Source organism: Paenibacillus sp. CCS19 (genome assembly GCF_033239625.1).
Taxonomy (GTDB): Bacteria; Bacillota; Bacilli; order Paenibacillales; family Paenibacillaceae; genus Paenibacillus_T.
Map to the genome: position 1 here is coordinate 1 of NZ_BTCK01000019.1, position 26,555 is coordinate 26,555.

10 protein-coding genes are annotated in these 26,555 nt (G+C 55.1%); 1 reads left to right on the forward strand and 9 read right to left on the reverse strand.

What is annotated here, in order from left to right; all coding sequences use genetic code 11:
- Positions 1–241: 241 nt before the first annotated feature.
- From SBI19_RS14670 to SBI19_RS14690, 5 genes are all read right to left on the reverse strand, one after another.
- On the reverse strand, positions 242–1,018 hold the full coding sequence (locus SBI19_RS14670) for a GTP cyclohydrolase II (protein ID WP_317969410.1): 777 nt from the start codon (positions 1,016–1,018) through the stop codon (positions 242–244).
- A 271-nt stretch (positions 1,019–1,289) separates the two neighbouring features.
- Positions 1,290–1,928: a PAQR family membrane homeostasis protein TrhA gene (gene trhA / locus SBI19_RS14675; protein WP_317969411.1), complete on the reverse strand. Its 639-nt coding sequence runs from the start codon at positions 1,926–1,928 to the stop codon at positions 1,290–1,292.
- Positions 1,929–1,932: 4 nt separating this feature from the next.
- Complete coding sequence (locus SBI19_RS14680) at positions 1,933–2,331, reverse strand: hypothetical protein (protein WP_317969413.1); 399 nt, start codon at positions 2,329–2,331, stop codon at positions 1,933–1,935.
- Positions 2,328–3,074, reverse strand: a complete 747-nt coding sequence (locus SBI19_RS14685) for a pirin family protein (RefSeq protein WP_317969414.1) — start codon at positions 3,072–3,074, stop codon at positions 2,328–2,330. Before SBI19_RS14685 ends, SBI19_RS14680 begins: the two co-directional genes overlap by 4 nt.
- 42 nt (positions 3,075–3,116) lie before the next feature.
- Entirely contained in the window at positions 3,117–3,812 is a 696-nt protein-coding gene (locus SBI19_RS14690) for a hypothetical protein (protein WP_317969415.1), read from the reverse strand.
- 468 nt (positions 3,813–4,280) lie between these two features.
- Here SBI19_RS14690 and SBI19_RS14695 point away from each other — a divergent pair, with 468 nt between their 5' ends.
- Positions 4,281–6,059: an ABC transporter substrate-binding protein gene (locus SBI19_RS14695; protein WP_317969416.1), complete on the forward strand. Its 1,779-nt coding sequence runs from the start codon at positions 4,281–4,283 to the stop codon at positions 6,057–6,059.
- Positions 6,060–6,160: 101 nt separating this feature from the next.
- Here SBI19_RS14695 and SBI19_RS14700 read toward each other — a convergent pair whose 3' ends face one another.
- From SBI19_RS14700 to SBI19_RS14715, 4 genes are all read right to left on the reverse strand, one after another.
- Positions 6,161–10,276 carry a discoidin domain-containing protein gene (locus SBI19_RS14700; protein WP_317969417.1) on the reverse strand — a complete coding sequence of 1,372 codons (4,116 nt, stop codon included), beginning with the start codon at positions 10,274–10,276 and terminating at the stop codon, positions 6,161–6,163.
- A 167-nt stretch (positions 10,277–10,443) separates the two neighbouring features.
- On the reverse strand, positions 10,444–19,011 hold the full coding sequence (locus SBI19_RS14705) for a carbohydrate binding domain-containing protein (RefSeq protein ID WP_317969418.1): 8,568 nt from the start codon (positions 19,009–19,011) through the stop codon (positions 10,444–10,446).
- A gap of 208 nt (positions 19,012–19,219) precedes the next feature.
- Positions 19,220–23,470, reverse strand: coding sequence for a glycosyl hydrolase 53 family protein (locus tag SBI19_RS14710; protein ID WP_317969420.1), 4,251 nt, complete (start codon positions 23,468–23,470; stop codon positions 19,220–19,222).
- Between the two features lie 202 nt (positions 23,471–23,672).
- Entirely contained in the window at positions 23,673–26,552 is a 2,880-nt protein-coding gene (locus SBI19_RS14715) for a glycoside hydrolase family 3 protein (RefSeq protein WP_317969422.1), read from the reverse strand.
- Between the last annotated feature and the right edge of the window lie 3 nt (positions 26,553–26,555).

Sequence of the window (26,555 nt, forward strand, 5' to 3'; positions counted from 1 at the left end):
TGTGGTCGTGTGCCCGCTCTTGCCGCCTTGCGGCAAAGCTTCTGGATTACTGTATCTAGATACTTGATTACGTCTGCATCCTTTGTTCGATCGTGTGCACCTGTCACCACCCAATAACGAGACTCCGATAAGAGTCGTGTACCCTTTGGGCACAACTTTTGTTCGAGCGCATGCTTCCTTGAATAATACAAAAAGGACGAGCAGTCGCCCGTCCTTGGTTTTTGTATTATTTTTGAAATTACTAAGATGTTGGGTTGGTTCTGCTGCTGCTGTCAAAATGGCCGGATCGGCGGACTTTTGTTTCCAAGTACCGTTTGTTGAACTCGGATACGTCGCCCCACAGAGGTACGCGACCTGATACATCCGCACCGGAAGCAACGAGCGCGTCAAGCTTGCGCGGATTGTTCGTGATGAGCGTTACCGGCTTGGAACGAAGCTCCTTCAGCACTTGAATCGCATCGTCGTAGCTGCGGATATCGTCTTGGAAGCCAAGCTGCAGGTTGGCGTCAACCGTGTCATAACCTTCTTCTTGCAGCACGTACGCCATCGCTTTGCTGAACAGGCCGATGCCGCGGCCCTCATGGTTCGCCAAGTAGAAGAGCGCGCCATGGCCGTGCTTGACGATCATCTTCATGGACTGCTCAAGCTGGTAGCCGCAATCGCAGCGCTTGCTGCCAAAGATATCGCCAGTATGGCAGATGCTGTGCATACGAATCACTGCATCCGGCGCATTCGCGAAGTCGCCGTACACAAGAACGCTTGATTGCTGCATCTCCGCCAGATTGGATGCCGACAGCCGCGAAATGATTTGCTCCGTCGACTGCTGCTCATCCTGGCAAGTATCGCCTGCCATTTTGTCGCAGCGAAGCCAGCAGTACCATTGGAATATATGCGTTTCGCCACCCAAGGAAACAGGCAGCCGAACCGGGCCGACCAAATAAATCATCTTGTCGCCGCTTGGCACAGTGGTGATTTTGCGTTTCAATATCGAAATGATGTCCGTCTGAATGGTGTGCATGCTTCTGCTCCCCTCCACCATCGGCGTTAGTTCTATCTAGTGTTGCCTGGCGGTATTGATCAAATTCATTTCTTCGGTTACTTTTTGTAAGTATATAAAAGTATATGAATATACCAACCTTTTGTCAAATGAAGAACAGCATTCGGACATCCATTTTTAGTAAAGCATGACTTCCTTCTCATTTTATTGTACGCATTGGTGCGGCAATGGAACTAGACCTTTATGCAGAAACGGCGACCCGTACGGGCCGCCTTAGTCATAACCATTCCAATCAAAGGATAAACAACAGAATCGCAAAGAAGTGGAGAATCGACCCGCCAAGCACGAACAGATGCCATACCGCATGATGGTAAGGGAAGCTCCGCCACATGTAGAACACGGTGCCGAACGTATACAGGAGGCCGCCCGTTATGAGCAAATGCAGGCCGCCAGGCGCCAATCCTTCAACGAGCGGCCCCCAAGCGATGACGATAATCCAGCCCATTGCAATATAGAGCAGCGTGGAAGTGAACAGAAAACGGCTGGCGAAGAACGATTTGAACACGACTCCCGCAATGGCCACTCCCCATACGACTCCGAACAGCGACCAGCCGAGCGCGCCCTTCACGATATGGAACAGAATGGGCGTATAGGTCCCCGCGATAAATACGTAGATGCACGAATGATCGAGCACCTCGAACAAATTTTTCGCTTTGCCTTCCGGAAAACTGTGCACAAGCGTCGAAGCCGTGTAGAGCAGCAGCATCGACGTGCCGTAGATCGTGAAGCTCACGACGTGCTCCGCCGTGCCTTTCCATGCGGCGAACACAACAAGCAGCACGAGGGCAGCTATGCTTAGTGCGACGCCAATACCGTGCGTGATCGCATTCGCAACCTCTTCACGTCTCGTATAGGTATGTGTATTCGCCATGAAATTAAACCTTCTCGTTGGAGTACGCCATATATGAATCGACCGTCAATGACAGAGCCAGCCGTTCCGCATCATACCCAACGACCGGTTGATGCTCATCGTACATCCAATATTTCTGAATGGCAGCTTCACCAGATGCTTCATTCGCCGGTACCGCTTCAAAGTAAAATAAATTCAGGAACGGTGCATTGCGCGCAATAAATGCTGCGTCCTCGGCATTCACGCCAAACACTTCAATCGTCCATCGGCCATCCGACTCTCGAACGTCGAACGACAGCCCCGCAATCGCTGTATCGATTAGCAGCCGGCCGATCGCCAGCTTAATGAGCGCCTTCGATCCTTCAGGCGGCGGTGACTGGTGGCCCGGACGCTTCGGTTCATAGGCAGCTTGTGTACCTGTCATGCCTGGTCGCCTCCTTCGCGAACAGGATTCGGCGTCATGTCGATCAGCAAGGCGAGCAGCGGATGCTCACCGATTGCCGACAATCGAATGGCTGTTTCATCCGTCAATCGTACGGCATCGCCTTCCGACAACGTATGGGATGCCCGATTAATCGTCAGCTCCGCAGACCCTCTCACGATGAACAAATAGTGCAGACGCTCGGATTGCGCCTCGTAGCTGACGACTTGGCCTGGCTCGAGCTGCGTCAGGTAAATCGCTGCATCCTGATGGATAGCCGCGATGTTCGGACCGCCTTCACGCTTCACAACGGGCAGCCAGCGGCCGCGCAGCGCGTTCGTATCGTAATGCGTCGTTTCATAATCCGGCGCCAGACGAGCCTGTTCGGGCATAAACCATATTTGCAGCAGTTCGACGGGCTCCTCGCCCGGATTCGTCTCCGAGTGTATGATGCCTGTGCCAGCCGTCATCCGCTGAATGCCGCCGAACGTCGTGAGCGCTGTATTGCCTGCGCTGTCCTCGTGCTTCAGCTCGCCGCGCAATACGACAGAGACGATCTCCATCTCGCGATGAGGGTGAGCGCCGAAGCCCCGTCCGCCCGCAATAATATCATGGTTGAAAACGCAAAGAGGACCGAAAAACCGGTTACTCTCCTCGAAATAACTGCCGAACGAGAAGTGATGCCAGCTTTGCAGCCATCCTGCGTCATTAGAAGCGGTCGATGCCGCTCTGCGAATATCGATCATAGCGATCCCTCCGATACACCTTAATACCCTTAGTGTATCGAATCAAATCCAACCGTTCAACCTGCTGCGAATACGATCAATCGTTTTGTCCAAATTGCACACGGCTTCCGAATCGACGAATGGATTCGAATGCTTGAAGTAATCCGCATGGCCGCCAACGATCGGCATACCTTCCACATAACCCGGCGCATACTTGAAATGGTTCCACTGCGGAACGACTCCCCGCTTGCCGCTTCTGCTCCACCCGCCCCAGCTGCCGATCCGGCTGATCGGATCGTTCAGCTTGCCGCTGGCATCAATGGCATGAAAATAACTGACGCGGTCCTTGAGCGCCGGCAGGACGCGGATGCGCGGCGAGCCGATCTGTACGACACGGAAGTCCTGGAGAACGCCATCCTTGTGCAATTTGACTGCCGCCTGATACGCAGCAGCGCCACCGCCGCTATGACCAACCAGCAGCACTGGACCGTCTCCGTGATAAGTCGCCTTGATTTCTTCTGCGGCCTTGCGTCCGCCGATTCGAAACAGCGGCGGCCGATTCGTCAAATCGCTGCCTACTTCAAGCACTTGCGCCCACAGCTTGCGGCTGTTGTTGCCGTACGGATACAGTACATGAATGTCCAACTTACTCGTTTCCTGCTTCAGGATATTCTCGAGCTTGCGGCAGCACTCATTGAACATCTGATTCGCTGTCGCTACGCCGGCCATTAAATAAACCGTTAAGGGAGTCGTCATCATCGTATGTTCCTCCGTGATGTCATTAGAAGAAGATAAAGTCGTATCTACATTATTTGAAGCTCGCATACGGTTTCATGCAAAGTCTTATGATCCAATTCGATCAAGTTTACGCAATAAATTTACAATATCTTATTCCTTCTCTTGTTAAAACGCAAATGAATTCGCTTCACTAGCTTCACGAAATGCAACAGTGTGTGAAGAAAAACTATTCTGCGTGCTTTTGTGGGCTTCTTCATCTCATCGTACTTCACATGCAAGCCTAAGCGAATGGCCCGATCGATTTCGGCTTGGCGAAGTTTATGCAGCTGCTCTGCAGTATGGTAATCGTCGTATGTCATCATGGCATCCCCTTCGACGAGGGCTCGTGCAGCCCTAATAGTTAATTCCATTATGCGGGTGAAAGAAAGGGGTAAAAAGTGTAGAATAAACGCAATTGATTTCCCCTTTTATGCGAGGTGCGAGATATACATGTTGGCATTGGAACGTTACTTGACGCTTTATCGTCGGTTTGCAGGCGAGCTTGGAGCCGGGGCGGCGGTAGAGGCATCATTAGAACAAGTCGCTGAGGTGCTGCACTGCTCGGAAAGAAATGCGAAGCTCATCCTTCGTAAACTGACGGGTAAAGGCTTCATCGAATGGAAGGCAGGCAGAGGAAGAGGCAACCGCTCGCAAATTACATTTTTGCAAGATCGGGAGAAGCTGCTGCTGGATCTCTCAAGGCAATATGCCGAAGAAGGTCAATACAATCAAGCTTTTCATCTTCTTCACACCTTCGGCGAGGGGACGGCGGCCAACGACAAATTCATGGAGTGGATGAGCGGAAACTTCGGTTTCCATAAGCAGCAAGGAAAACATGCTGACATTCTGCGCCTCCCTATTACGAAGACGATTATTACCCTTGATCCGGCACAATGTTTGTTCTCGTTAGATGCGCATTTGATTCAGCAGATCTGGGATAGACTTGTCATGCTGGAAGAGCAAACAGGCCTGATTCTGCCGGGAATCGCCCATGAATGGGAATGTAATGAGAACGCGACAACGTGGACCTTTCATTTGCGGAAAGGTGTATTTTTTCACGATGGGACGGAATTGACCGCGCAAGATGTTGTCTTCACCGTTGAACGCCTTAGAAGAGAAAAGATGAACAACAGTTGGATTGTACGAACAGTGGACAGCGTCGAAGCGGTGTCGGAACGCATTGTCCGTTTCCATCTCTATAAACCCAACTGGTTATTCCTCCAATATTGCAATAACGTCGCGATGTCTATCCTTCCTTCCGGATTGCTGGGGCACACGGAAGAGCGGTTCTGGAAGCATCCGATCGGCACAGGCGCATTCCAGATCGAAGAGTGGACCCAAGGCAAATTATTGCTTGGCGCAAACGTGCATTATTATCAAACACGTCCGCTTCTCGATCAAGTCGAGATCGTGTATATACCGAAGCAGGAAGCGATAAAAGCGAATATAACAAGCTGGAAACAGTTGATCAATCCCCAGCTGCAAGAGATGACGGATGAGAGCAGCCTAATCCAGCTTGAATCGAATAACGTCTGCACAAGTGTACTGAGCTGGAACATGAATAAGGAGGGGCCGCATCAGTCGGAGCAGTTCCGCAGCGCAGTAGATCAGCTGCTAGACCGAGAAGAAATGATTACGGAACTGGGAGGCTACCGATATTTGCCGGCTGCTGGTTTTTTTCCAGAATCCGAGCCTTCAGCAATTAATAGAGAACCAATTTCCGATGAGGAACTGCGAGAACGTATTAAACGTCTCGGCTTCGATCGATTGCCCATTACAATAACCTCACATAATGGCCGCCAGGAGGATGTCTACTGGATTCAGAAGAAGTGCATGGACTATGGGATACAAGTGCAGATCCAGATCGAGGCACCAGAGAAGCTTCATGATCGATTGGATGAGGCTGATGCAGTGTTCCATGCTCTCGTATTCGCAGAGAAGGAAGCTAGTTTGATCGAGAGCTATGAGCAGGAAGATAACTTCTTAAGATTGATGATGTCGCCGGCGCTTGTCAGATGGGCTCTCGATCGATTGGATAATGCCCTTGCTTACAAGGAACCTAAGGACCGTATGGCTGCATATGCTCAAATCGAACAGAAACTTCGGAGTGAGTACCAGGTCTTATTCATGGTTCACAGCCGTTTCTATACGGATTATCATCCTTCGTTCAAGGGCGTACGAATTAATTCACTTGGCTGGATAGACTTCAAGCATATTTGGCGCGTATAGCATGGACTTCTTGTTACCATAAGAAACAAGGCTGCTCTGTACCGAAGACTCGGCACTGGAGCAGCCTTGTTGTTTTGACGTTACTATAACTTACACTACTTTTAGTAGCCGTACACTTCGAAATTATAAAGCGAATAGCCGTAAGGCGTGCCGCGCTCCGTGCCATACATCCGAACGTAACGTCCCGTGCCGCTGACTACGACGTCGTCATTGCCCCCGTCGCCGGTCGTCGTGCTGTACACATCGGTCCAGTTCGAGCCGTCGCCCGAAACTTGCAGCTTGTAGGACTTGCCGTACGCCGCTTCCCAGTTGAGCGCAATGCGCGTGATCGTGCGGACTTGACCGAGATCGATCGAGATCCACTGTCCATCCACGCCAAGAGCCGAACCCCAGCGGGTGTTCAGGTCGGCATCCACCGCCGCGCTGGCAGCGAACGGTCCTTCGACCGTCGACGCGGCTGCCGATTTGTTCAGCGAGAGCAGCGCCGAAGTTGGGGGCGGAGTCGTTGTGCCGTCGTTGTACGCTTCCACTTCATAAAGCGAGTAGCCATAGATCGTGCCGCGCTCCGTCATGTTGATGCGCAGGTAGCGTCCGGAGCCAGTAATGGCAACTTCGTCGGTGCCACCGTCGCCTGTCGTTGTGGCATATACGTCCGTCCACGACGCGTTGTCGTTCGACAGCTGGATTTTATACGACTTGCCGTATGCGACTTCCCATGTCAGCTTCACTTTCGTTAGCGTCTGAACGCTGCCAAGATCAACCGTGAGCCACTGAGCGTCGACATTCGGCACGGAAGCCCAGCGAGTAGCCGCATTGCCGTCTGTTGCATTGGATTCGGCGAACGGCGCTTCCGTGGACGATACGGTAACCGCCTTATTCAACGCGAGATTGGCGCCTGGTTGCTGCGTGCCGACATTTCCTCCATCGCCGCCGCTGCCGCCGCCAGATGTGCCATCCCATGCGACCCATTGATCAGATGCGTTCGAGTTCGTCATCGGATTAACCTTCACCAGCGAGTGCGGACCGACAACCGCCGTACCGGTCGTTCCGGAAGCATTCTTGAACGTCACCGTAACCGTGTTGGACGTCGGATTCCACACTTGCGCCGTATAGACATTGTTCTTCTTATATACGGTCGCGCTGCTCCAACCAGTCGCCCATACGTCTTTCGTACGCTCGCCAAGCGAGGCCATGCCGTTAACGAACCAGTAAGTGTTGAAAATTTCGTTGCGCTGCATATTCGTCGTGTTCCAGCCGGCAAGCACCGACTGCGGATCGCTGAGCGCCCGAATCGGCCAGACGATATGCTGCCAGTCCGTGCCCGGCGTGCCGCCGTTATCCGCGACGAAGCCGTTGTACAATGCGGCTGCTTTGTCCTTATTCAGGCCGTAGCTCGTCAAGTATTCAGCCGTCGGCAGCCAGTGGATGCCGTATACGTGCACGGGCTCGCCGCTGAAGAACGTACCGAAGAAGTTGGAGGAGCCATATACTTGTCCGACCGATTTGTGCGTCCATTCCGGCAGCCAGTTGTCTCCGTCGTAGTTGAACCAATATTGCTGAACCGCGTTCAATTCCGTCGTAAAGCCGTAAATAGCTGCATTCCGGTAGTCCACATTGCCCGTCAGCAGGCCCCACATATATTCGCCTACCCAGCCGAACAGCGATTCGCCGGCCGCCTCTTGGTTGTTGCCGCTATCGTTGTCTGCGTAGCCTCCTGCCCACGAGTGGCCTTCGTATGGATCGAAATTGCGGAAAGCCGGGTATTGCGGATCCGAATGCGACGGGTTCGCGTAGTCGCGAACGAGCTGCTCGACCATGCCGCCGTAATTCGTGCGGAAGCTGTCGTCGAACGTCGCCAGGATGGCCGATGCAAACACATAATAGCCATAAGTAAAATGGTGGTCCGTAATGCCGTAATTCGCGCCGAAGCCGCTGTTCCGGTAATACATTGTGCCCCAGTCGTTATTGTAGTACATGAAATATTCCGGTTCGCCTTCCGTATACGTATACCAATCCGTCAGAATCGTCTTGATGCGCGTCAGGAACTTATTGCGCAGCGCCGTGTCGCCGATTTCGTTCGCCTCGAGCACGCCCATCGCGAGCGGATGAAGCGCTTTGCCCTGCCAATATGCGTCGCCGTTCATAATGTTGTTAGTCGTTTCCTGATCGAGAACCGCCAGGTAGCTTTCCATTTGCTGACGCGCGTATTCCGCATTGCCCGGCTCGGTGAACGTCGGAACCATGCCATAGAATTTATCTACCGTCGTGAAGGCGTTGCCTTCCTTGACTTTCAAATTGCCGCGAACCGAAGGGTACGCGCGGGTTGTCAGCGCGTTCGTCGTTTTCTTCCATTGATGCGGATACAGCGCGAGCATCGTCTGATCGGTGAAGCCGGTGCGTTTCAGCTGCGTCGTCACGCTGAGCGTCGTCGTCACGTCGGACGTCGCTTCGTTATACGAATACGCTGCGCTCGATCCGGTTACGAAAGCGTACGCATGCTGGTAGTACAGGTCCAGATCCGACGCCGCAGGCATCGTCGCGATGGACATGTAGTTACCGCCGCTGCCAAGTTGAATTTTAATCTTAGCGCCGACTTTCTTGAATACCGTTCCCGGAGGGGCAAAAATGCCGTAATACCGGTTCGTCATGACCGGATTCGGACGGCCGTCCGCGTTCTGGATGCGAAGGCCAATGCGGTCTCCCGTATACGTGGAGCCTTCCGTCGTCAGAATCGCAGCGCCGCTCGGGTCAGTCGCTCCTGCGATGAGCGTCGAATACAGCTCGACCGAGCTCGGATCGCTGAATTCGGTGAACACGTATGGCGAACCCTTCGTGAACGTCGCTTTCATTTTGTCCGCCGCGTTGTCGCTCAGCACGGTGCTGACCGAGAAGTCGCCGTAACCAGTCACGCGGTTGGCCATCGTCGACGTGTTAATGTTGCTTGCCATAACGTACACATCCGGATTGCCGTCCGCATTGACGGCTTTGCCGTCTGCGCTGAGCCAGCCCGCTCCCGGATTCAGCAGGCCGAGGCCTTGCTTGAAAAACTTCGATTTGAGCGGAAGCGTGATGAGATAATCGCCGAGCGGCTTAATAAGCAATGATTGCCACCAGTCGTTCGATGCGATCGGCGTGTTGACCGCTGCCGTCTTGTTGCCTGGATAGTTCGGCTGCGGGAACGTCCAATCGTTCGTCAAGTAGCTGCCCGTTCCAACCGATACTTTGGAAGGCGTCGGAAGCGGCTGAATCGTATAGACCGGCTGCGGCTGTCCCGCGATATAGTCGTACACTTCGAAATCGTAAAGACTGTAGCCGAAGCTCGTGCCTCTGCCAATGCCTTTCATTCGAACATAACGGCCGGAAGCATAGACCGGAATGTCCTGTTTGCCGCCTGCGCCATGAATCTCGCGATAGACGGTATTCCAATTGGAGACATCGTCGGATACCTGCAGATCGAATACGCGGCCGTAAGATTCCCAGTTCAGAACGATGCGGCCGATCGTCCGTTTATTGCCTAGATCGACGTAGATCCACTCGTTGTCCGTCTGGTTCGAGCCCCAGCGCGTCGACGAATTGCCGTCCACTGCATTCGCGGCAACCGTAGCGCCAGGCGGCAGGTAGCCGGATTGCTCGAACGAAGATGCCGTCACCGGCTTATTGAGCGCAACGTTCGGACCGTATTGAACCGGCGGCTGATTCACGCCCCCCGTACCATAAACCTCGAATTCGAATATCGAATAACCGTAAGCTGCAAGCGAACGCTGCGTCCCGAGGACGCGGACGAACCGTCCCGTACCCGATACGGTCAGGTCGTCGATACCGCCGTCGCCAGTCGTCGTGGCATAAATGTTCGTCCAGTTGGACTCGTCGTTTGACGTTTGCACTTGATATGCGGTGGCGTAGGCGCCTTCCCATTGGATTTTGACGCGATCAATCGAGGCGTTTGCACCTAGATCAATGTAAATCCACTGCGGGTCCGTTCCCCAAGCGCTTGACCAACGGGATCCGGCATTGCCGTCCACTGCCAGATTGGCCGCATTGTTGCCTTCGACCGACGAAGCGTACGCCGTGCGGTTAAGCGATAATAAATACGAGCCTGCCGCCGCATCCGCTTGCTTCGCCGGCGCGAGCGAGACGATCGTGCCGAGCATAGCTGCAATTAACGCCGAAATCCCCAATCTGCGTGCGGCTTTTGTTCCAAAACCTCTGTTCTTCATTACTTGCCTCCTTTAATTGTGTTGCGTGTGCATTAACAGAATAGGAAATGCATACGCATTTTTTGTATAGAAAGAGCTGCCCCGGCTTATGTGCCGGCTGCTGGACGTTGTCCATTGCAGCCGGTACCGAAGCAGCTCACCATACCGCTATTATGTTGACACCTCTCTTAGTAAACTTCTATCTCGTATAAGGACGGTCCATATGGCGGGAAGCCTTTGTCCGTCATGTACACACGGATGTACCGGCCTGAAGATCCGCTCATATCGATCGACTCCGCGTACGATTGCCCGACATCGATCGCGAGTGTACGGTCAAGCGATTGAACAGTCGTCCAATCGCTGCCATTGTCCGATACTTGCACGAGCAGCTTGGACGCATAAGCCCGTTCCCAATACAGCTTGAGCGAGGTTAACGACTTGCCTGCACCTAGATCGACGACAACCCACTCCGGCGAAGGCGTCGCCGAATTGTTGGCTGCCCAATCCGCTTCCCAGCGGTTCGTCAAAACGCCGTCCGTCAGGAGCGAGGCGCTGCCGTTCGCGCTGGAAGCCGCGGCCGACGCATGCAGCGCCAGATTCGTTCCAGCGGATGGCTGACCGCCGCCAGTTCCAGGGTCCCCTCCGTTGCCGGGGTCCGGATCGCCTCCATTACCTGGATCCGTACCGCCGCCTGCCGGGGTGCCGTATACTTCGAACTCCCATAACGAATAGCCATATGGGGTGCCGCGAGTCAATCCGTACATCCGAACATGCCGCGCTACAGCGCCATTCATCGCAATCGTATCCAGTCCGCCATTGCCTGCGGGCTCGGCATATACGTCGGTCCAATCGCTTTCTTGCGGAACATCAGCGGTAGACACTTGAATGCGGTACGTCTTGGCGTATGCGCCCTCCCAGTTCAAGACAACCGTGTCGAGAAGGTGCAGCTTGCCCAGATCAACGGCAATCCACTGCGGATCGGCAGCCGCCGATTCCCAGCGCGTGCCGACTGCGCCATCGAATGCATTCGCTGCCGGCTGCGACGTCGTTGATGCTGTCGCGGTTTTGCCGAGCGCGACGTTGGACGCGGCCGACTTCACTTCCTGTATCACGGATGCCGCAGCATAACCGTTGGCTTGAATAACGATCGAATACGTCTTGATCGTCGGGAACAACGATGCATCAACATGAATAACGCCAGCGTCGATCGTCACCTTGCCGCTCGGCACCGCCGCGCCGTCAATCGTAACGCTGCCGATCGAGCTTCTCCATGCCGCATCGTCCGCAAAAGCAATATCGATGCCGCTGCCGATCTTATTGTCCGTGGAATCGGCTTGCAGCACCGGCCCCGATTTCACTTCCCGGATGACGACATCGTCGATATAAATCGTATGCGGCGCGTTAGGCGTGCTGCTGTCCGACGTTACGACGTTGCCGAGCAAATACTTGAGCGTCAGCGTCGTTGCCGCCCCTGCGCGAAGACTCGTCGCATACGTCTTGCTGCTGTCCGACGTAATATTGAATGCCGTCTGCTGGTTGTTGTTATAGCCGCCAAGCTCGATCAGAATCGGCCGATCGGCAGTCGACCAAGCTCGGAAGCTCAATTCATAGGACTTGCCGGACTCAAGCACGATGCCTGATTGAAGCAGCTGGGTCGACCAAGACACCGGTACGTTCCACTGCGGATGAATGCCGCCATGGTACGCGATATCGAGCTTGGCGGAGCCATTCTCCACGGCGAACGTCGAGACGCCGCTCTCGCCCACCCATGTATCCCAGCCCGTATCGCCGCTTGCGAAACTTCCGTTCAACACGATGCTGCCATTCTGCGCGTATACGGTCTGGTTAACCGCCGTATCCGCATATCCGTCCGCCTTCACAGTAACGGCATACGTCTGGTCTTGGGCGAATACGCCTGCCGCAAGCTCGATGACGCCGGACTGAACGCTGTATTGGGCCGCTCTAAGCGCCGTGCCGTTGACCGTTACGGACCGCACAGCTGCTTCCCATGCCGCATCCGGCGTGAACGTCAACTGAATCGGCTGACCTACTCGGTTGTCGACAGCGTCGGCAATTACCATCGGCGGACGCTTCACTGGCGCGTTCTGAATTTCGACCACTACGTCATCGATATAGATGTCGTGCGCGCCTGCCGGTACGTTGCCTAGCTTGCCGAGCAGGAATTTCAAGGCGACGCTTTCGTCGGCCGTCATCTTGAAGCTGTACTGGAACGTCTGCCAATCCGTCGTCAAGCCGATCGAGCCCGTGTCGAACCGCCGCGTGTATGTGGCATTCTCCAGCGTCGCTTGGATTTCACGCGGCACGCTTGATTTGGCCCGGAACGATACGACGTACGTCATCCCCTTGCTCAGCTTCAGGTTCGATTGGTTGAACATGACGTTCCACGATTCGCCGCCAACGTTCGTTACGGAGATTTTCGCCGCGCCGGCTTCCGGTTGGAAGCTCGCTGCGCCGCCTTGCGTGAACGGTTCCCATGCCGAAAGGCCAGCGGACAAATCGCCGTTCTTGAGCGGGAACAACTCGATGCCGGAGAAATCTACGTTGCGATTCGACAGACGAACAAGCTTGACGTTGTCGAGCGCGACGTCTTCGTCGCTGCCGCCAAGCAGGAAGACCAGTCGTCCGTCGTTCACGGATACTCCCTGCGGCATCGTAAACGTGAACGTCTGCGAAGCCATAGCGGTTCCGAGCGAGATATTCGCTTGCTCCGCGTACACGACCGCGCCGTCCGTACTTACCAAACGTACGCCGATCGTTCTTGCCGCCGACGCCTTCGCGTCGAAGGTCAGCTTATAGTCGTCGGTTTGAAGCAATTGAATGCCCTGCTGCTCCAGCGTCACCGCATTCGATGCGCTGCCGCCGCTTGTTAGGCCAGCCTCCAATTGTCGCCTGTTCGAATCGACGGAAGCTGTCGCGGCCGCCCCGGACTTCGTTATGAAGCTCCAATACTTCATCCGGTCCATCGTGCCAAGGTCGAACGTGCCGTTGTAGACATGGTTGCCGTCGGCAAGCGGTTCCTTGCTGCCGTTCGGATCGGACAGAAGATCCGTTTCTTCGAGCACAACGTTGCCGATCCAAATGCTGCCCGTGCTCAGGCCCATATTAAATTCGAGTCTTGCTGCATTATCCGTCTCCGCATTCATCGTGAACCGGTATTCGTAATGCTGCATTCCCGTCTTGAGCGATACGTCGAAGCTGTCCGAGTACGTCGCCCATCCGTTGTCGTCGTCGCCGCCGAACTTCAGACTCATCGCGCGGTTCTCCGACGCTTTCGCATCGAAGCTGACCTTGTAGGTGTGACCGCGCGTCAGCGTTGCATATTGGATCATTTGAATCGCATAGGACTGATTGCCGCCGTTTGTTATCGAAGCTTTCGCATACGGTACGCCGCTGATGTTATCGATCGAAGCGCTGGCCGCTCCGCCGAAATCAGGCGTATGCAGGAAGCTCCAATAGGTCGGATCAAGCGGCGTGCCCGAAGCTGCAACGTCTTTCAAACCGCGGGCATAGCTCTTGTCATAGAGCAAATTGCCATCGATCGGCGCCTTGCCGTTGCTTGGGAAAGGCTCCTTCGTAATAACCGGCTCCGTCGGCGTTCGATATGGACGACCCGTTAAGTCGTATACCCGCACATAGTCTACTTTCATTACAGCCGGAATCTTCGATGCATCCGGCAAGCGGTTGCCGTCGAATGCGCCGCCGACCGCCAAGTTCAGAATCATGTAGAACGGTTTATCGAACGGTGCCGGATAGGCATACTTATCCGGTTGGCCCGCACCCGTGCTATCCCAATTGTTCGCGGTCTTGAACAGGTTGCCGTCTACGTACCAGCGAATTTCGCCTGGCTCCCATTCAACCGCGTACGTATGATAGTCAGCGATCGATTCGCCGCTCGGGAAATCGTAGGTTCCGCCTGTCGACTTATTGTTCGGCGCAGCCTTGCCGTAATGGATCGTGCCCGCCACTTCCTGCGGCAGTCGTCCCCTTGCCTCCATGATGTCGATCTCGCCGGAGGAAGCCCACGTTCCGTAGTCGCTGCCTGCCGGCATCATCCAGAATGCCGGCCATATGCCGTCGCCTGTCGGCAATTGCATCCGCGCCTCGAACCGTCCATAGGTTTGCGTGAAGGTCGGCTGCGTATATACCCGCCCAGACGTGTACGGCTTGCCGCTATAACCGTCGTTCTTAGCTGTGATGACCAGATTGCCGTCCTCGACCGTCATATTCTCTGAGCGGTAGTACTGCTGTTCGTTATTGCCCCAGCCGTCCAAGCCGTATTGCGAGCCTGTGCCCAGCTGATAAGCCCATTTGTCCAAATTGATGCCGTTCGAATCGAGATTCGTGCCGCTGCCATCAAACTCGTCCTGCCAGACGAGGCTCCAGTCGCTCGGCTTGTCGATTTGCTGCGTGACGGTTGCCTTCTCGTAGCCGGATGCTTTCACGACGATCTCGTAATTGCGCTCCTCGTCGAATAACGAATCGGCAAGCGTGATCGCTCCGCTTCCAACCGTATATAACTGTGCATTGGCCTCATGGCCATCTACCCATACCGATGTAATTGCGCTGCGCCAAGCCGACTGATCCGCGAACGTAATCGTGATCGGCTGACCGAGGACGTTGTCCGATGCATCCGGCGACAATGCCGGCGGCGTTGTCAGATGAATATCATCGCGGCTGCTTACACGTTCGCCCGCCGCCTCCAATGCGCCTTTCACGTCAACTCGTACGTTGTCGATCCATACGTCGTGCGCGCCTGCGGCTGCAGCGCCGGACGGTTTGCCCATCAGAAACTTCAGACCTGCGATATCATCCTTGTCCACCGTGAACTCGTAGCTGTACGTATTCGTCGTATCGTCCAGCTGCACCGTCTCGTTCAAATAACGGAAGAATGAGCTGTTCTCGACCGACAAGTCTATTGTTCTTGGCTTCGTGGAGCGCGCAGTGAACGTGGCGACATACGTCTTGCCTTTCACAAGCTGCAGCGGCTCCTGGATCAGCATGACATCCCATGGATTCGCACCTTCGTTGCCGATCGCGGCATGATAAGCGCCGTTATCGAACGATACGCTGGCGCGGGAATCGCCGTCGTAATCGCCTTGCAGATGCGTGCTCCATTCGCTGCGGCCTGCCGCAAAGTCTCCGTTCTGAATGAGGAATGCGCGGCTGCGCGCGTTCTTCAGCTCGACGCGAACGTTATCGACGTAAACATCGTGCGCCGTCAACGCCGCTTCGCCTTCAAGCTTGCCAAGCAGCAGCTTGAACGATGCCGTCAAATCGGTATCCGCCGGCAGCTCGTAGCTGAACGTCTGGGCCGAAGCGGTCAGATTAACCTTCTCTGACACGTAACGTTGTCCGCCTGCGTCGACGACGATTTCCGCAGCGCGCGGCTTCGTCGAACGAATGTCTGCGGAAACGACGTAAACATTGTCCTTATGCAGGCCGAAGTCCGTCTGCATCAGCATAACGTCCCAAGGATTGACGCCTTCGCTTGCGATGGCGATCTTCATCTCGCCTTGCGGCGTCACACTGAAGTCAGCGCTCGATCCCCAGCCGTCGTAGCGGCCTTGAACATGCTCGCTCCAAGCCGTCTTGCCAATGGAGAAATCGCCATTCTTGAGCGGGAATTGTTCGGCAAGCGGAAGCTCTCCCACGTTGTTGTTCGTCAATCGAACGAGCTTCACGTCGTCGAGCGTTACATTGCCGTTATCGCCGCCGAGCAGCAGCAGCAATTGCCCTTCCGGATCGGTTACGCCTGCTCCCGTCGTGAAATGTACCGTATACGTTGTCCAAGCCGACGTAAGTGCCTTCGTAACTGGCGCAATAAACGATGTGCCGTCCGATTTGGCGGCACTGATCGCAATCGAGCGATCCTTCGAAGCCTTCGCCTTGAATGTCAGCTCGTAATCGTTGCCTTCTACGAACGAGATGCCCTTCTGCAACAGCTTCACTGCGTCTGTGCTTGCGCCGCCGCTGGTAATGGAGGCAACGAACTGACGATCCGGGTTAACGGATGCTGTTGCAGCTGCGCCGCTGCCTGCGTTGAAGTGCCAATACGTCATCCGGTCTACCCGACCGAGGTCGAACATGCCATTGTAGACATGGTTGCCGCCGATCGGCTCCTTCGCCGCGTCTTCATGATAAGGATCATCCTCGTCGACTTCGACGAGCTTCACGTTGCCAAGCCATACCGGCTTCGTATTCAGACCCATATTAAACTCCAGTCGGGCGAGCGGATCCGTATTCGCGTCCATTCGGAACGTCAATTGATACGATTGCAGCTGGTCCGTTAATGCCGCTTCCAGCGTGTCGGAGTATGTGCCCCAACCGCGGTCGGCGCCTCCCCCGAGCTTGACGGCCATCGTCCGGCCGCCATTAGACTTCGCATCGAACGAAAGCTTGTACCAGCGGCCTTTGCCCAGCGTTACGTTCTGGATCAGCTGGACGGCATGTGCGGCGCTGCCGCCTGCCGTAATATCGACCTTCGCGAATGGCGTGCCGCTCAGCTGTTCCGTCGATACAGCCGCATCTCCGCTGAACGAAGCGAGCTTCACGAAGTTCCAATACGACGCATCAAGCACATCGCTGTCCGCATTGATCGACTTGAATCCATGCGCATATTGCGGGTCATAAACAAAGCTGCCGTTCTCGGCATGCTTATATGGCTCTTGGATCGTTTCTTTCTGGATCTGCGGTTCGGCTGGCGTCGTGTTATATCCGCCGACCTTGTCGTATACGCGAACGTAATCGACGATCATTTGAGCCGGAAGCATGCTGTCATCCGGCATTCTGCCGCCATCGAAATTGCCGCCGATCGCCAAGTTCAGAATCATATAGAACGGCTTATCGAACGGTGCCGGATAGGCGTATTTGGCCGGCATATTGTCGCCTGTGCTATCCCAATTGTTCAGCTTCTGGAACAGGTGACCATCGACGTACCAACGGATCTCGCCGGGCTCCCACTCTACGCCGTATACATGCTCGCCTGTAATGTCCTCGCCGGCAGGGAAATCATAATCTGCGCCTGCCGATTTGTTATTCGGCCAAGATTTGCCGTAATGGATCGTGCCGGCCACTTCTTGCGGCAAGCGGCCTCTCGCCTCCATAATGTCGAGCTCGCCGGAAGAGGCCCATACGCCGTACTCGTTGTCCTGGGGCATCATCCAGAACGCTGGCCAAATGCCTTGCCCTGCCGGCATCTTGATCTTCGCTTCGAATTTGCCGTACGTCTTGTTGAAGGTCGGCTGCGTATACAATCTGCCCGACGTATACGGTTTGCCGCCGAAGTCGCCCTTGCGCGCTTCGATGATCAGCTTGCCGTCTTGTACCTTGATGTTATCTTTGCGGTAATATTCCTGCTCGTTGTTGCCCCAACCGTCCAGTCCATATTGAGCGCCTGTGCCTTCTTGATACGCCCACTTGTCCAGATCGACGCCGTTCGAATCGAGGCGGGAGCCGCTGCGGTCGAACTCGTCGCTCCACGTAAGCTGCCACTCGCTAGGATTCTCCCCCGAATTACCGCCCGGATTGCTGCCAATGTTTCCGCTGCCCGTATTGCTTCCAGCCGTGTCGCCTGGCGTGGTCGACTTGATGCGGCCGTCCACGATTTCCAGCGTCGACCCTTGCTGCACAGGCTGACCGTTCAACGTAACGCCTTCAGCGTTGACCGTCAGAATGCCGATCGTTCCGCTCGTCGTAATCGTCGAGCCGGTAGCGTTCGGCCCGACGATTAATTGTCCGATCGAGCTGCCTTCGTCCATCTCGATGACAGCCTCGGTATCCACTTTCAACTGTCCCGTGCTATCGGTGCTAGTGAATACAATGCGAACCGGCGAACCCGGTTTATTCACTTCCATGCCGCTTAGCTGCGAATCGTTAAAATAAATGCTATGCACGCCGCCGCCGTTGATATACGCCATGCCTTTCACGTTTACGCCGCTCAGCTTGGCATCACCTTCGCCGATGCCTGCCGTCAGCAGCAGATCTCTTCCGATCTCCGACTTGCCGAGCTCCACGCCAGTCGTCGTAATCATCAGATTGCCCGGCTCGTTCAACCCTTCACGCTTGCCGGACTTGTTCAGCAACTCACCGGCCAGACGATCGAGCAGAACGACCGCTTCCGCGCGCGACATTGCTTGAGCCGGCCGGATCGTATCGTCTGCAAACCCTTTCAGAAATTCGCCTGACACCATGCTGGCGAGCGCTTCCTTCGCGAAGGCGCCGACGCGACCTGCATCCTTGAAGCCATCAAGCGAGCGGTTTGAAGCCGCTTTCAAATGAAAGAGCGATGCCGCCATCGCCGCCGCCTCTTGGCGGGTTACGGCCGCGTCGGGCTTGAAAGAGCCGTCCGGATACCCTTTAATATAACCGGCCTGCTTCGCGGTGCTGACCGTATTCGCATACCACGCACTGTCGGCAACGTCCGTGAACGGGACTTTCTCCGCCGATTGAGCCGTAAATCCGAATAGACTGTTGATCAGCTTAGCAAACTGCGCCCGTGTCACGCTTTGATTAGGACGATAGGTACCGTCCTCGAAACCCGCGATTAATCCTTTTCCGTTCCAATCGCGGATTTCGTTCTCCGCCCAGTGGCCAGTCAGATCATCTTGCCCTGTCTGCCCAGCTTCTTGTGCGGATGCCGCCCTTGCTGCCGGCATGTGCCCGCTCAAAATAAATAAACAAAGCGCGATGGATGCCCACTGCTTCGTCTTCCGTTTCAAGCTGCTGCGCCTGTCCATATCCTAGCCTCCTCCGATCAATTTACATCCATATTTTAGTTTGATTACGCTTTCAAAAATACTATTCAAACCAACGAAAAGTGTCATTTATTCAAGATCTTTACCAGTCTGAAATCGAATTTGGCCCTCACGTCAATGTTGGGTGCAACCTAAAAAGCCACGTCCAATAACTGGACGTGGCTTAGGTTTGCAGGTATAGACGCTATTGTTATTCTTTTCTACCCGATGCTGCTTCAATCGCTTCGAATGCCCAATGCGTGGCCGGAACGTCTGACCATGTCGGCGTTGACACATCCGTCGTCAGTTCCAAGCCTAGAATGCGGTTAATGATCGTGACCGCTTCTGCACGGCTCAGGTATTGCTCCGGCTTGAAGCTGCCATCCGGATAACCGGTCATAATGCCTGCTTCAGCGACAAGCGCGATGTAAGACGCCGACCAATGGTCGGCCGTATCCGTGAACGACGACGTCGCATCGCCTTCAAGTCCGAGCCAACGGGCAACAATCACGGCCATCTCTGCTCTCGTGATCGCCTTCGAAGGTTGGAAGCTTCCATCCTCGTAGCCCGTCATGAGACCAAGCGACGACACATTCGCAATCGCGTCGGCAGCCCATCCGAACGATGCGCCGTCTGTGAAGCTGACTGCTTCGGAGCTGTCTTCATCGCCTGCTGCACGAGAGAGAATCGATGCCATCTCCGCACGCGTTACGGCTTGGCTCGGGCGGAACGTTCCGTCTGGATAGCCATTGACATAAGCGAACGACTGCTCTAGGAACGCTGCCAAGTTATCGATCGAGAGAATGGCGAACGTACTGAATTTGCCTACGCGGAACTGCAATCCGTAACTGCCGTCAGCATTCTCCACGAGCTGAGGCTGGACAAGCTCTTTGTCGCCATCGCTATGCTCGATGTAGATGGCCAGACTCGCCAGGAATTCAGCGCGTTTCGCTTCATCCGTTGGAATCGCTTGGCTTGGAAGCGGCAGAATCAGATCGACCGGCTTCACATTCGATTCGATCGCCATCGGACGACCAACGATTTGCGTACCGCCATCGCCTGCTACCGTAACGACAAACTGCTCACTATTCGCGCGTTTAAGGACATCTTGCGCATCCGCGCTGCTCTTCAGCGGCGTAAAGTGGAAAACAGCTTCACCTTCGAGCGATTGAATTGTCTCTGCCGGCACAATGACTGCAGCGCCGCCTGCTGTCAATTCAAGACCGACACCGCCAGCCGCGAATGCTTGAACCGCATCGGCAGGCAGCTTGACATCGATCTCGGATACTTCATCCTTCGAATCTGGAATTACGATCTTCACCGTGTCACGCCCGTCAGCGGCTGCTTTCTGCACTGCATCCTTCGCCTTATCGGCTGGGAGTGTCAGCTCATCCTTCTTCGTACCATCCGGCTTCGTCGTCCGCTGTACGTCAATCGCTGTACCGCCATCCAGTGTAATTTTGATTACTTCTTTATTGAAGCCCGAATCCGGGTTCGCGACGATTGGCGACGTCGGAACATAATCGCTGGCATAGCTGAGATAGAAATCGTCCAACGTTCCCCATGCGCCGCTGTCAGCCTTAATATTAGCGCCAATCGTAATCGTGCCGTCCGTGACGAGGATGTTCTGGATCTCAGGCGTGTTCCACACGACCCATCCATTGACGCCTGTTGCTGCCGTCTTCTCCGTGCCGCCGGCGATTGCGAACAACTTCATATCCGCATTGGCAGCGTCGCCGCCTTGGATATTCATCGACAAGTTATAATAACCTGACTTCAGACCTGTAATCTTCTGTTCAACCTTGAAGTTAACGGCTGTTTCCGAGTAGAAGTGAAGCGAGTAATCACCTGTTTTTGCATCGCTTGCTTTCTTCAGATAGTCCGTAGGATTCTTTGCGCCATCTAGCGGCGTAATTTCCCACATCTTTCTATCATCGTTCTCGAAGCTTCCGTTCACGACAAAGTTCTGTTTCTTAACGGTCAGCCAAGCCTTCACCGCATGCTGATCTTCCGTTAGGCCGTTGATGACGTAGCTGCCAACTCCGCCAGCCTGTGCCGCTGCGAGCTGCTCCTGATTCCAAGTTACAGTTGTTGTACCCTTAGAATTGTCATTGAACGTTACCGCAACAGTGGACGGCAGCGTAATCGTTTCACCTGCATTGACTGAAACCGCAGCGTCCTTGACCTCGTCAATCTTACGATCCGCAACCGCGCCATTGTTCACGTATTGGAACACCTTCAACGAAGCAAGCGGATGTCCGTCAAAATCGAACAGCGCTTGGTTATCGACCGCGCTGCCGCCGAACCATTTGCCTGCATCGACCGGATCATACTCGCCAGCGTAGCTGGATGCCCAGCCGGAGCCGTATTGCTCCCACTTCAGCTTGTTCTGCGCAAGCTCGGAAGCCGGTCCGACCGGCAGCCATGCCGGCTCCCAATAGAATACGCCAAGTCCTGCAGCGCCTACCTTCGCTACCGCGTCAATGACGTTCCGAAGCGAAGTCGCTTGTCCTTGCACCGTAATCGGGTAGTCCAGCGTCTGACCGCTGCTCTGCGGCGCCGTGTTGCCGTGGCCATCCCCGTCTGCTGCTGTATATGCATAGGAAGTCTCGGCAACCATCACCTTCTTGCCATACGTTGTGGCTACTTCCTTCAGCACAGACGTCAGATTGATCAGCGTACCGTGCCAGAACGGATAATAGGAGCTTGCGAATACGTCGTAGTCGACGTTGTTGCCTTTCAGCTTCTTCGCATAATCTGCATAACGTCCCGAAGTCTCTGGATTGGTAAAATGCAGAGCGATCAAGATCGAACGATTAGGATCGAGATCCCGGATCGCTTTGCTGCCTGCGCTGAACAAGCCGCTCATCTTCGTCCAATCCGTCTCGCCGACGAATCTGCCGTTCGTTTCATTGCCGACCTGCACCATGCCGATGTCGATGCCTGCATCCAGCATCTCTTGCAGGCTTTCTTTCGTATAGTTGTACAAAGCCGTCTTCTTATCTTCAAAGCTGAGATTCGCCCATGCCTTCGGCACATGCTGCTTGCCTGGATCTGCCCAGAAATCGGAGTAATGGAAGTCTACGAGCACCTTCATGCCATTATCCGTCGCGCGCTTCCCGATCTCGATCGCATGCGCCAGGTCGTTATTGCCGCCGCCATAACCCCGGTCCTGCGAGTCGAATGGATCGTTCCATACGCGTACGCGAACATAGTTCACGCCATCATCGCGAAGCGTCTTGAAAATATCCTGTTCGATTCCCGCTTCGTTGTAGAACTTGACGCCGCTCTCTTCGAGCGTCAGAATGCTGGAGATGTCCACGCCTTTGATAAAATCATCCGACAGCCCGTCCACCTTCTGCACGAAGATGTCCGCTTGCACTGGCGGTACAGGCTGCTGCGGCAGCTCCGTATCCGTGCTCGTCTGCTTCAATTCGAAGCTGTCCAAGTAGCCCCATGCACGAGGAGCTCCGCTGACGATTGCACCGATCGCTACATTCGTCGCATCCTGGGCCACGACGAACGTCAGCTTGACCGTATTCCACGTATCAAAGCCGGTAGTCAACGCTGAGCTTCCATTCTGCCCTGCCGCGAACAGTTGAACGCTGCCCGCTTCGTCGCCCGAGCCGCCCATCGATTTCACCGACAGCTCATAAGTGCCGGCAGACAATGCCGGTACCGACTGTTTTACCGTAAACGACTGCGCAGTTGCTGCCGTATCCCTGATCCAGTAATTGAGACCATACGCTTCTACGCCGCCTTTTATAGCAACATTATCTGCATACTTGAAACGCTTTGGATCCACGCTGCCCCAATCGATTGGGTCGAACGTCCAGGATTGATCCGTCCAGAAGTCCGATTCGAAGCCGCCGTTCGCAAGCAGCGGAGTGGCTGGCTCGATTTTCTCAAGCTTCACATTGTCCAGGTAACCCCAAGCGCTAGGTGAACCGCTAATCACTGCACCGATCTCAAGATTCGACGCGTCCGCCGCAAGCTCGAAGTCGAAGCCGACCGTCCCCCATGCATTATTGCCGGTCGTCGCTGCCGCTGTCCCTTTCGCAGAGCCGGCAAACAATTGAATATTGCCGGCCGTGTTTCCGTCCCCGCCCATAGAACGAGCCGACAACCTGTAACTCCCCGCTGGCAGCGAAGCGATCGTCTGCTTGACGGTGAATGTCTGGCTGCTTGCAGCCGTATTGTTGATCCAATAGTTAAGAGCTTTCGCTCCTTCATCAGGTGTTACGTCTGGCTGACCCTTCTGCTGAATCGTAACATTCTTCCAATAGTCAGATGGACCAAGCTGCCATGAACCGTCCGTCCAGAAATCCGATTCGAATCCGCCGTTAACAACTCCTGCATTCGGCGCATCCGCAGCTGATACAGACACTGCCCCCAAGCCAAACCAGGATGAACTGAACGCCAACAGCAGGGCCATTACCATGCTTATTGCTTTTCTTCTCACGTTCAAATCCCCTTTCTCTTGTCGTCATGATGGTTGCGCATTGAAAGCGCTTATCATTTATGACTATAGCAATCGTTAGGATTTCCGTGAACGTGCTTATTCGCAACATTTTGTATGCAAATGCAAGGACATGCAGAAGAGGGCTGCTTCGCACCCCCGAATGATCGGCGAGCGAAGCAGCCCTTTTACAGACGATAACTATTTATGCCAGAAAACGGAGACGGTTCAATCGAACCGCGCCTTCCAGCTGCACGAATACGGTATGCTGACCGCTAAAGGACTCGACGCTGCCGCTAATCGTCATCCAGTTATGCCAGCCGCCTGTTGACGTAATCGGATAAACGGCCGCAACCGGTCCATCAATGGCATCCAGTCTCACCGTAATCGTTCCGCCTCTTGATTCGCCCGCCGACACTTTGGCCTCGAAGAGAGAAACGCCCGCTTCAAAGTCAACTTGGTCGTAACGAACCCAACCCGCGCCGTCAACCGGAGCGACAGCCGTTCCGCCCTCGCGGCACTCTTCGAGTCGTACCGACTCGTACTCATTGTAATTCTCCGCCCAAGTCCAGTCGAACAAGCCGCGCGGCGGCACGATTTCGCCCTCGACCTTCATGCGTGCGCTTAACCGAATATCAGTTGACGACCGACCGACAAGGAGCGTGTACTCCCCGCTCTCCACGCAGTACCGCTCGCGCGATACGTCCCAGAATGCCAGCTCCGACGCAGGCAGACGGAACGTGATACGCTCGCCAGCGCCAGCCTCTACCCGAACCCGTGTAAATCCGCGAAGCTGCTTGATCGGACGTTCAACGGAGGACTGCTCTGCACGTACGTACAGCTGCGGAACCTCGTCGCTCGCCAGACTGCCAACGTTCTCAATCGTGAACGACAGCTCCAGCACGTCCTCCGCTCCTTGCAGCACGGTGCTGCTCTGAGCGAGTTCGCGATACTCGAATGGCGAATACGTAAGACCATACCCGAACGGATAAAGCGGCTCCCCGTCAAAATATTGATACGTCCGCTTTCCTTTGCGAATGTCGTATTCGAGAATGCTCGGCAGCTGGTCCTCTGAAGCATACCAAGTCATCGGCAGTCTGCCTGCCGGTGCATAATCGCCGAACAGCGCCTCCGCAATCGCAGTACCTGCCTCCTGGCCCCCATGCGGCATATAGACGATCGCCTGCACAAGCTCTGCCAGATCGCCAAGCGCATACGGATAGCTGCCGACGATGACGACGATCGTGTTCGGATTCGCAGCCGCAACGCGGCGGATGAGACGCTCCTGCGAAAGCGGCAGCTCAAGGCCGGGACGATCGATCTCTTCTTTGCCATTAAGTACGGGATTGTTGCCGACGAACACGATCGCTGCCGCTGCTTGAGTCGCAGCCTGTGCCGCTTCCTCTGCGCCATCCTGCAGCACGATACGCTCATACAGACTGCTCGAATCCAGCTCCGCTGTTTTCTCCCCGACGACCAACTCGCCATTATCAGCCGTCGCGACCGGTTGGCCGTTCCAGCTCAGCAATCGATAGACCGACTTACCAGCATTGTCTGATGAATCATCAGAAGACTGCGGTACGAGCTGGAAGCTTTCCTTCACGAACCAGCCGAACACTTCGTCAGCGGACGCGGTTGCCTTCTTATCCGTCTCCGTCGAGACGAATTTGCCATTCGAAGATGCGAGGAACGTGTGCGCATTCCAGCCCCAATCGTTATGAGCGAAAATTTCGGCTCCATCCAGCTCAGCAGAAGCCGCAGCTACGCCAGGCTTCTCCCCTTCCGCTGCTTCCCGAACCTTCAAATACTGTCCATTCCGAAGGGAACGCCACCCGATACGATCGAGCCCATCTATTTTCGAAACCGTTTTCGATCCAAGCCGCGCTTGAATGCCTTCCAGAGGTGTGATCGCGTACGGCAAATCGCCGCAGTACCAACCGCGAAGCAAGTGGTCAGCGAGTGGTCCAATGACCGCCGCTGATGGCAGCTTCTCCGCCGATAACGGCAGCAGGTTATTCTCGTTGCGCAGCAGAACGATCGATTCTCTTGCCGCCTGCAGCGCAGCGTCTCCATGCTCCTTCGATGCAACGACGGACATCGGAATCGACTTGTACGGATTACCTTCCGGCGGATCCATCATGCCGAGCATGTACCGAACGCGCAGCATATTCGTCAACGCTTCATCCAGATCGGCTTCCGTCAGCAGCTCCCGTTCAAGCGCCTCTCGCACCGCATCGCAGACGAGCTTGGCGTCATCCGTCAGCGTATCGATGCCGGCTTTGATCGCCGCCGCTGCCGATTCCGCATGGGACTCGTACCGATTATGGAAGTCTACCGTCTGGGACAAGTCGCCGCCGTCGCATACGGTGAAGCCGCGCAGACCCCATTCATTCTTCAATACCCCGCGAATATCTGCGTGCTCCAACGCCGGCGTGCCATTGATCTCATTGTAAGCCGTCATGATCGACAGCGCGCCGCCCTCGGTAAAGGCCGGCTCGAAAGCCTTCAAATAATATTCTCTACGGTTGCGTGGATCGATGCTCGAGGAGCCGTCCAGCCTGCCGACTTCATTGTTGTTGCCATAGAAATGCTTCGGCGAAGCGACCAGCTTCACATACTTGTCATGGTCACCTTGCATCCCCCGAATAAGGGAAGCGGCCAGCTTGCCCGTCAGATGCGGATCTTCGCCGTACGCCTCTTCATTGCGTCCCCAGCGCGGATCGCGCTCCATATCGATCGTCGGTGCCCAGCGCATAAGCCCATGCCGACCGTCTTCATTGTTCAGCGCGCGCGCTTCGTCGCCAATAACGCTCCCGATGCGATGCATCAACTCTGTGTTCCACGTATTCGCAAGCCCGATTGGCTGCGGGAATACGGTTGCTGCAATGCCGCCGCGGTTGACGATACCGTGTGCCGCCTCGCCGCCAACCCATACTTCTTCCAAACCCAATCTTGGAACAGCCGCTTGGCGCGTCGGCATTAGAGCGATTTTCTCATCCAATGTAAGTCGCGATAGAAGGTCGGATACTCGCTCGTCAATCGTTAAACTCGTATCTAGGTACGGGTAATTCATTTGCAGTGTCATGGC

Bases quoted from the DNA above. Each gene is read 5' to 3' on its own strand.
- SBI19_RS14670 (WP_317969410.1), bottom strand. From the start codon at position 1,018: ATGCACACCATTCAGACGGACATCATTTCGATATTGAAACGCAAAATC.
- trhA (WP_317969411.1), bottom strand. From the start codon at position 1,928: ATGGCGAATACACATACCTATACGAGACGTGAAGAGGTTGCGAATGCG.
- SBI19_RS14680 (WP_317969413.1), bottom strand. From the start codon at position 2,331: ATGACAGGTACACAAGCTGCCTATGAACCGAAGCGTCCGGGCCACCAG.
- SBI19_RS14685 (WP_317969414.1), bottom strand. From the start codon at position 3,074: ATGATCGATATTCGCAGAGCGGCATCGACCGCTTCTAATGACGCAGGA.
- SBI19_RS14690 (WP_317969415.1), bottom strand. From the start codon at position 3,812: ATGATGACGACTCCCTTAACGGTTTATTTAATGGCCGGCGTAGCGACA.
- SBI19_RS14695 (WP_317969416.1), top strand. From the start codon at position 4,281: ATGTTGGCATTGGAACGTTACTTGACGCTTTATCGTCGGTTTGCAGGC.
- SBI19_RS14700 (WP_317969417.1), bottom strand. From the start codon at position 10,276: ATGAAGAACAGAGGTTTTGGAACAAAAGCCGCACGCAGATTGGGGATT.
- SBI19_RS14705 (WP_317969418.1), bottom strand. From the start codon at position 19,011: ATGGACAGGCGCAGCAGCTTGAAACGGAAGACGAAGCAGTGGGCATCC.
- SBI19_RS14715 (WP_317969422.1), bottom strand. From the start codon at position 26,552: ATGACACTGCAAATGAATTACCCGTACCTAGATACGAGTTTAACGATT.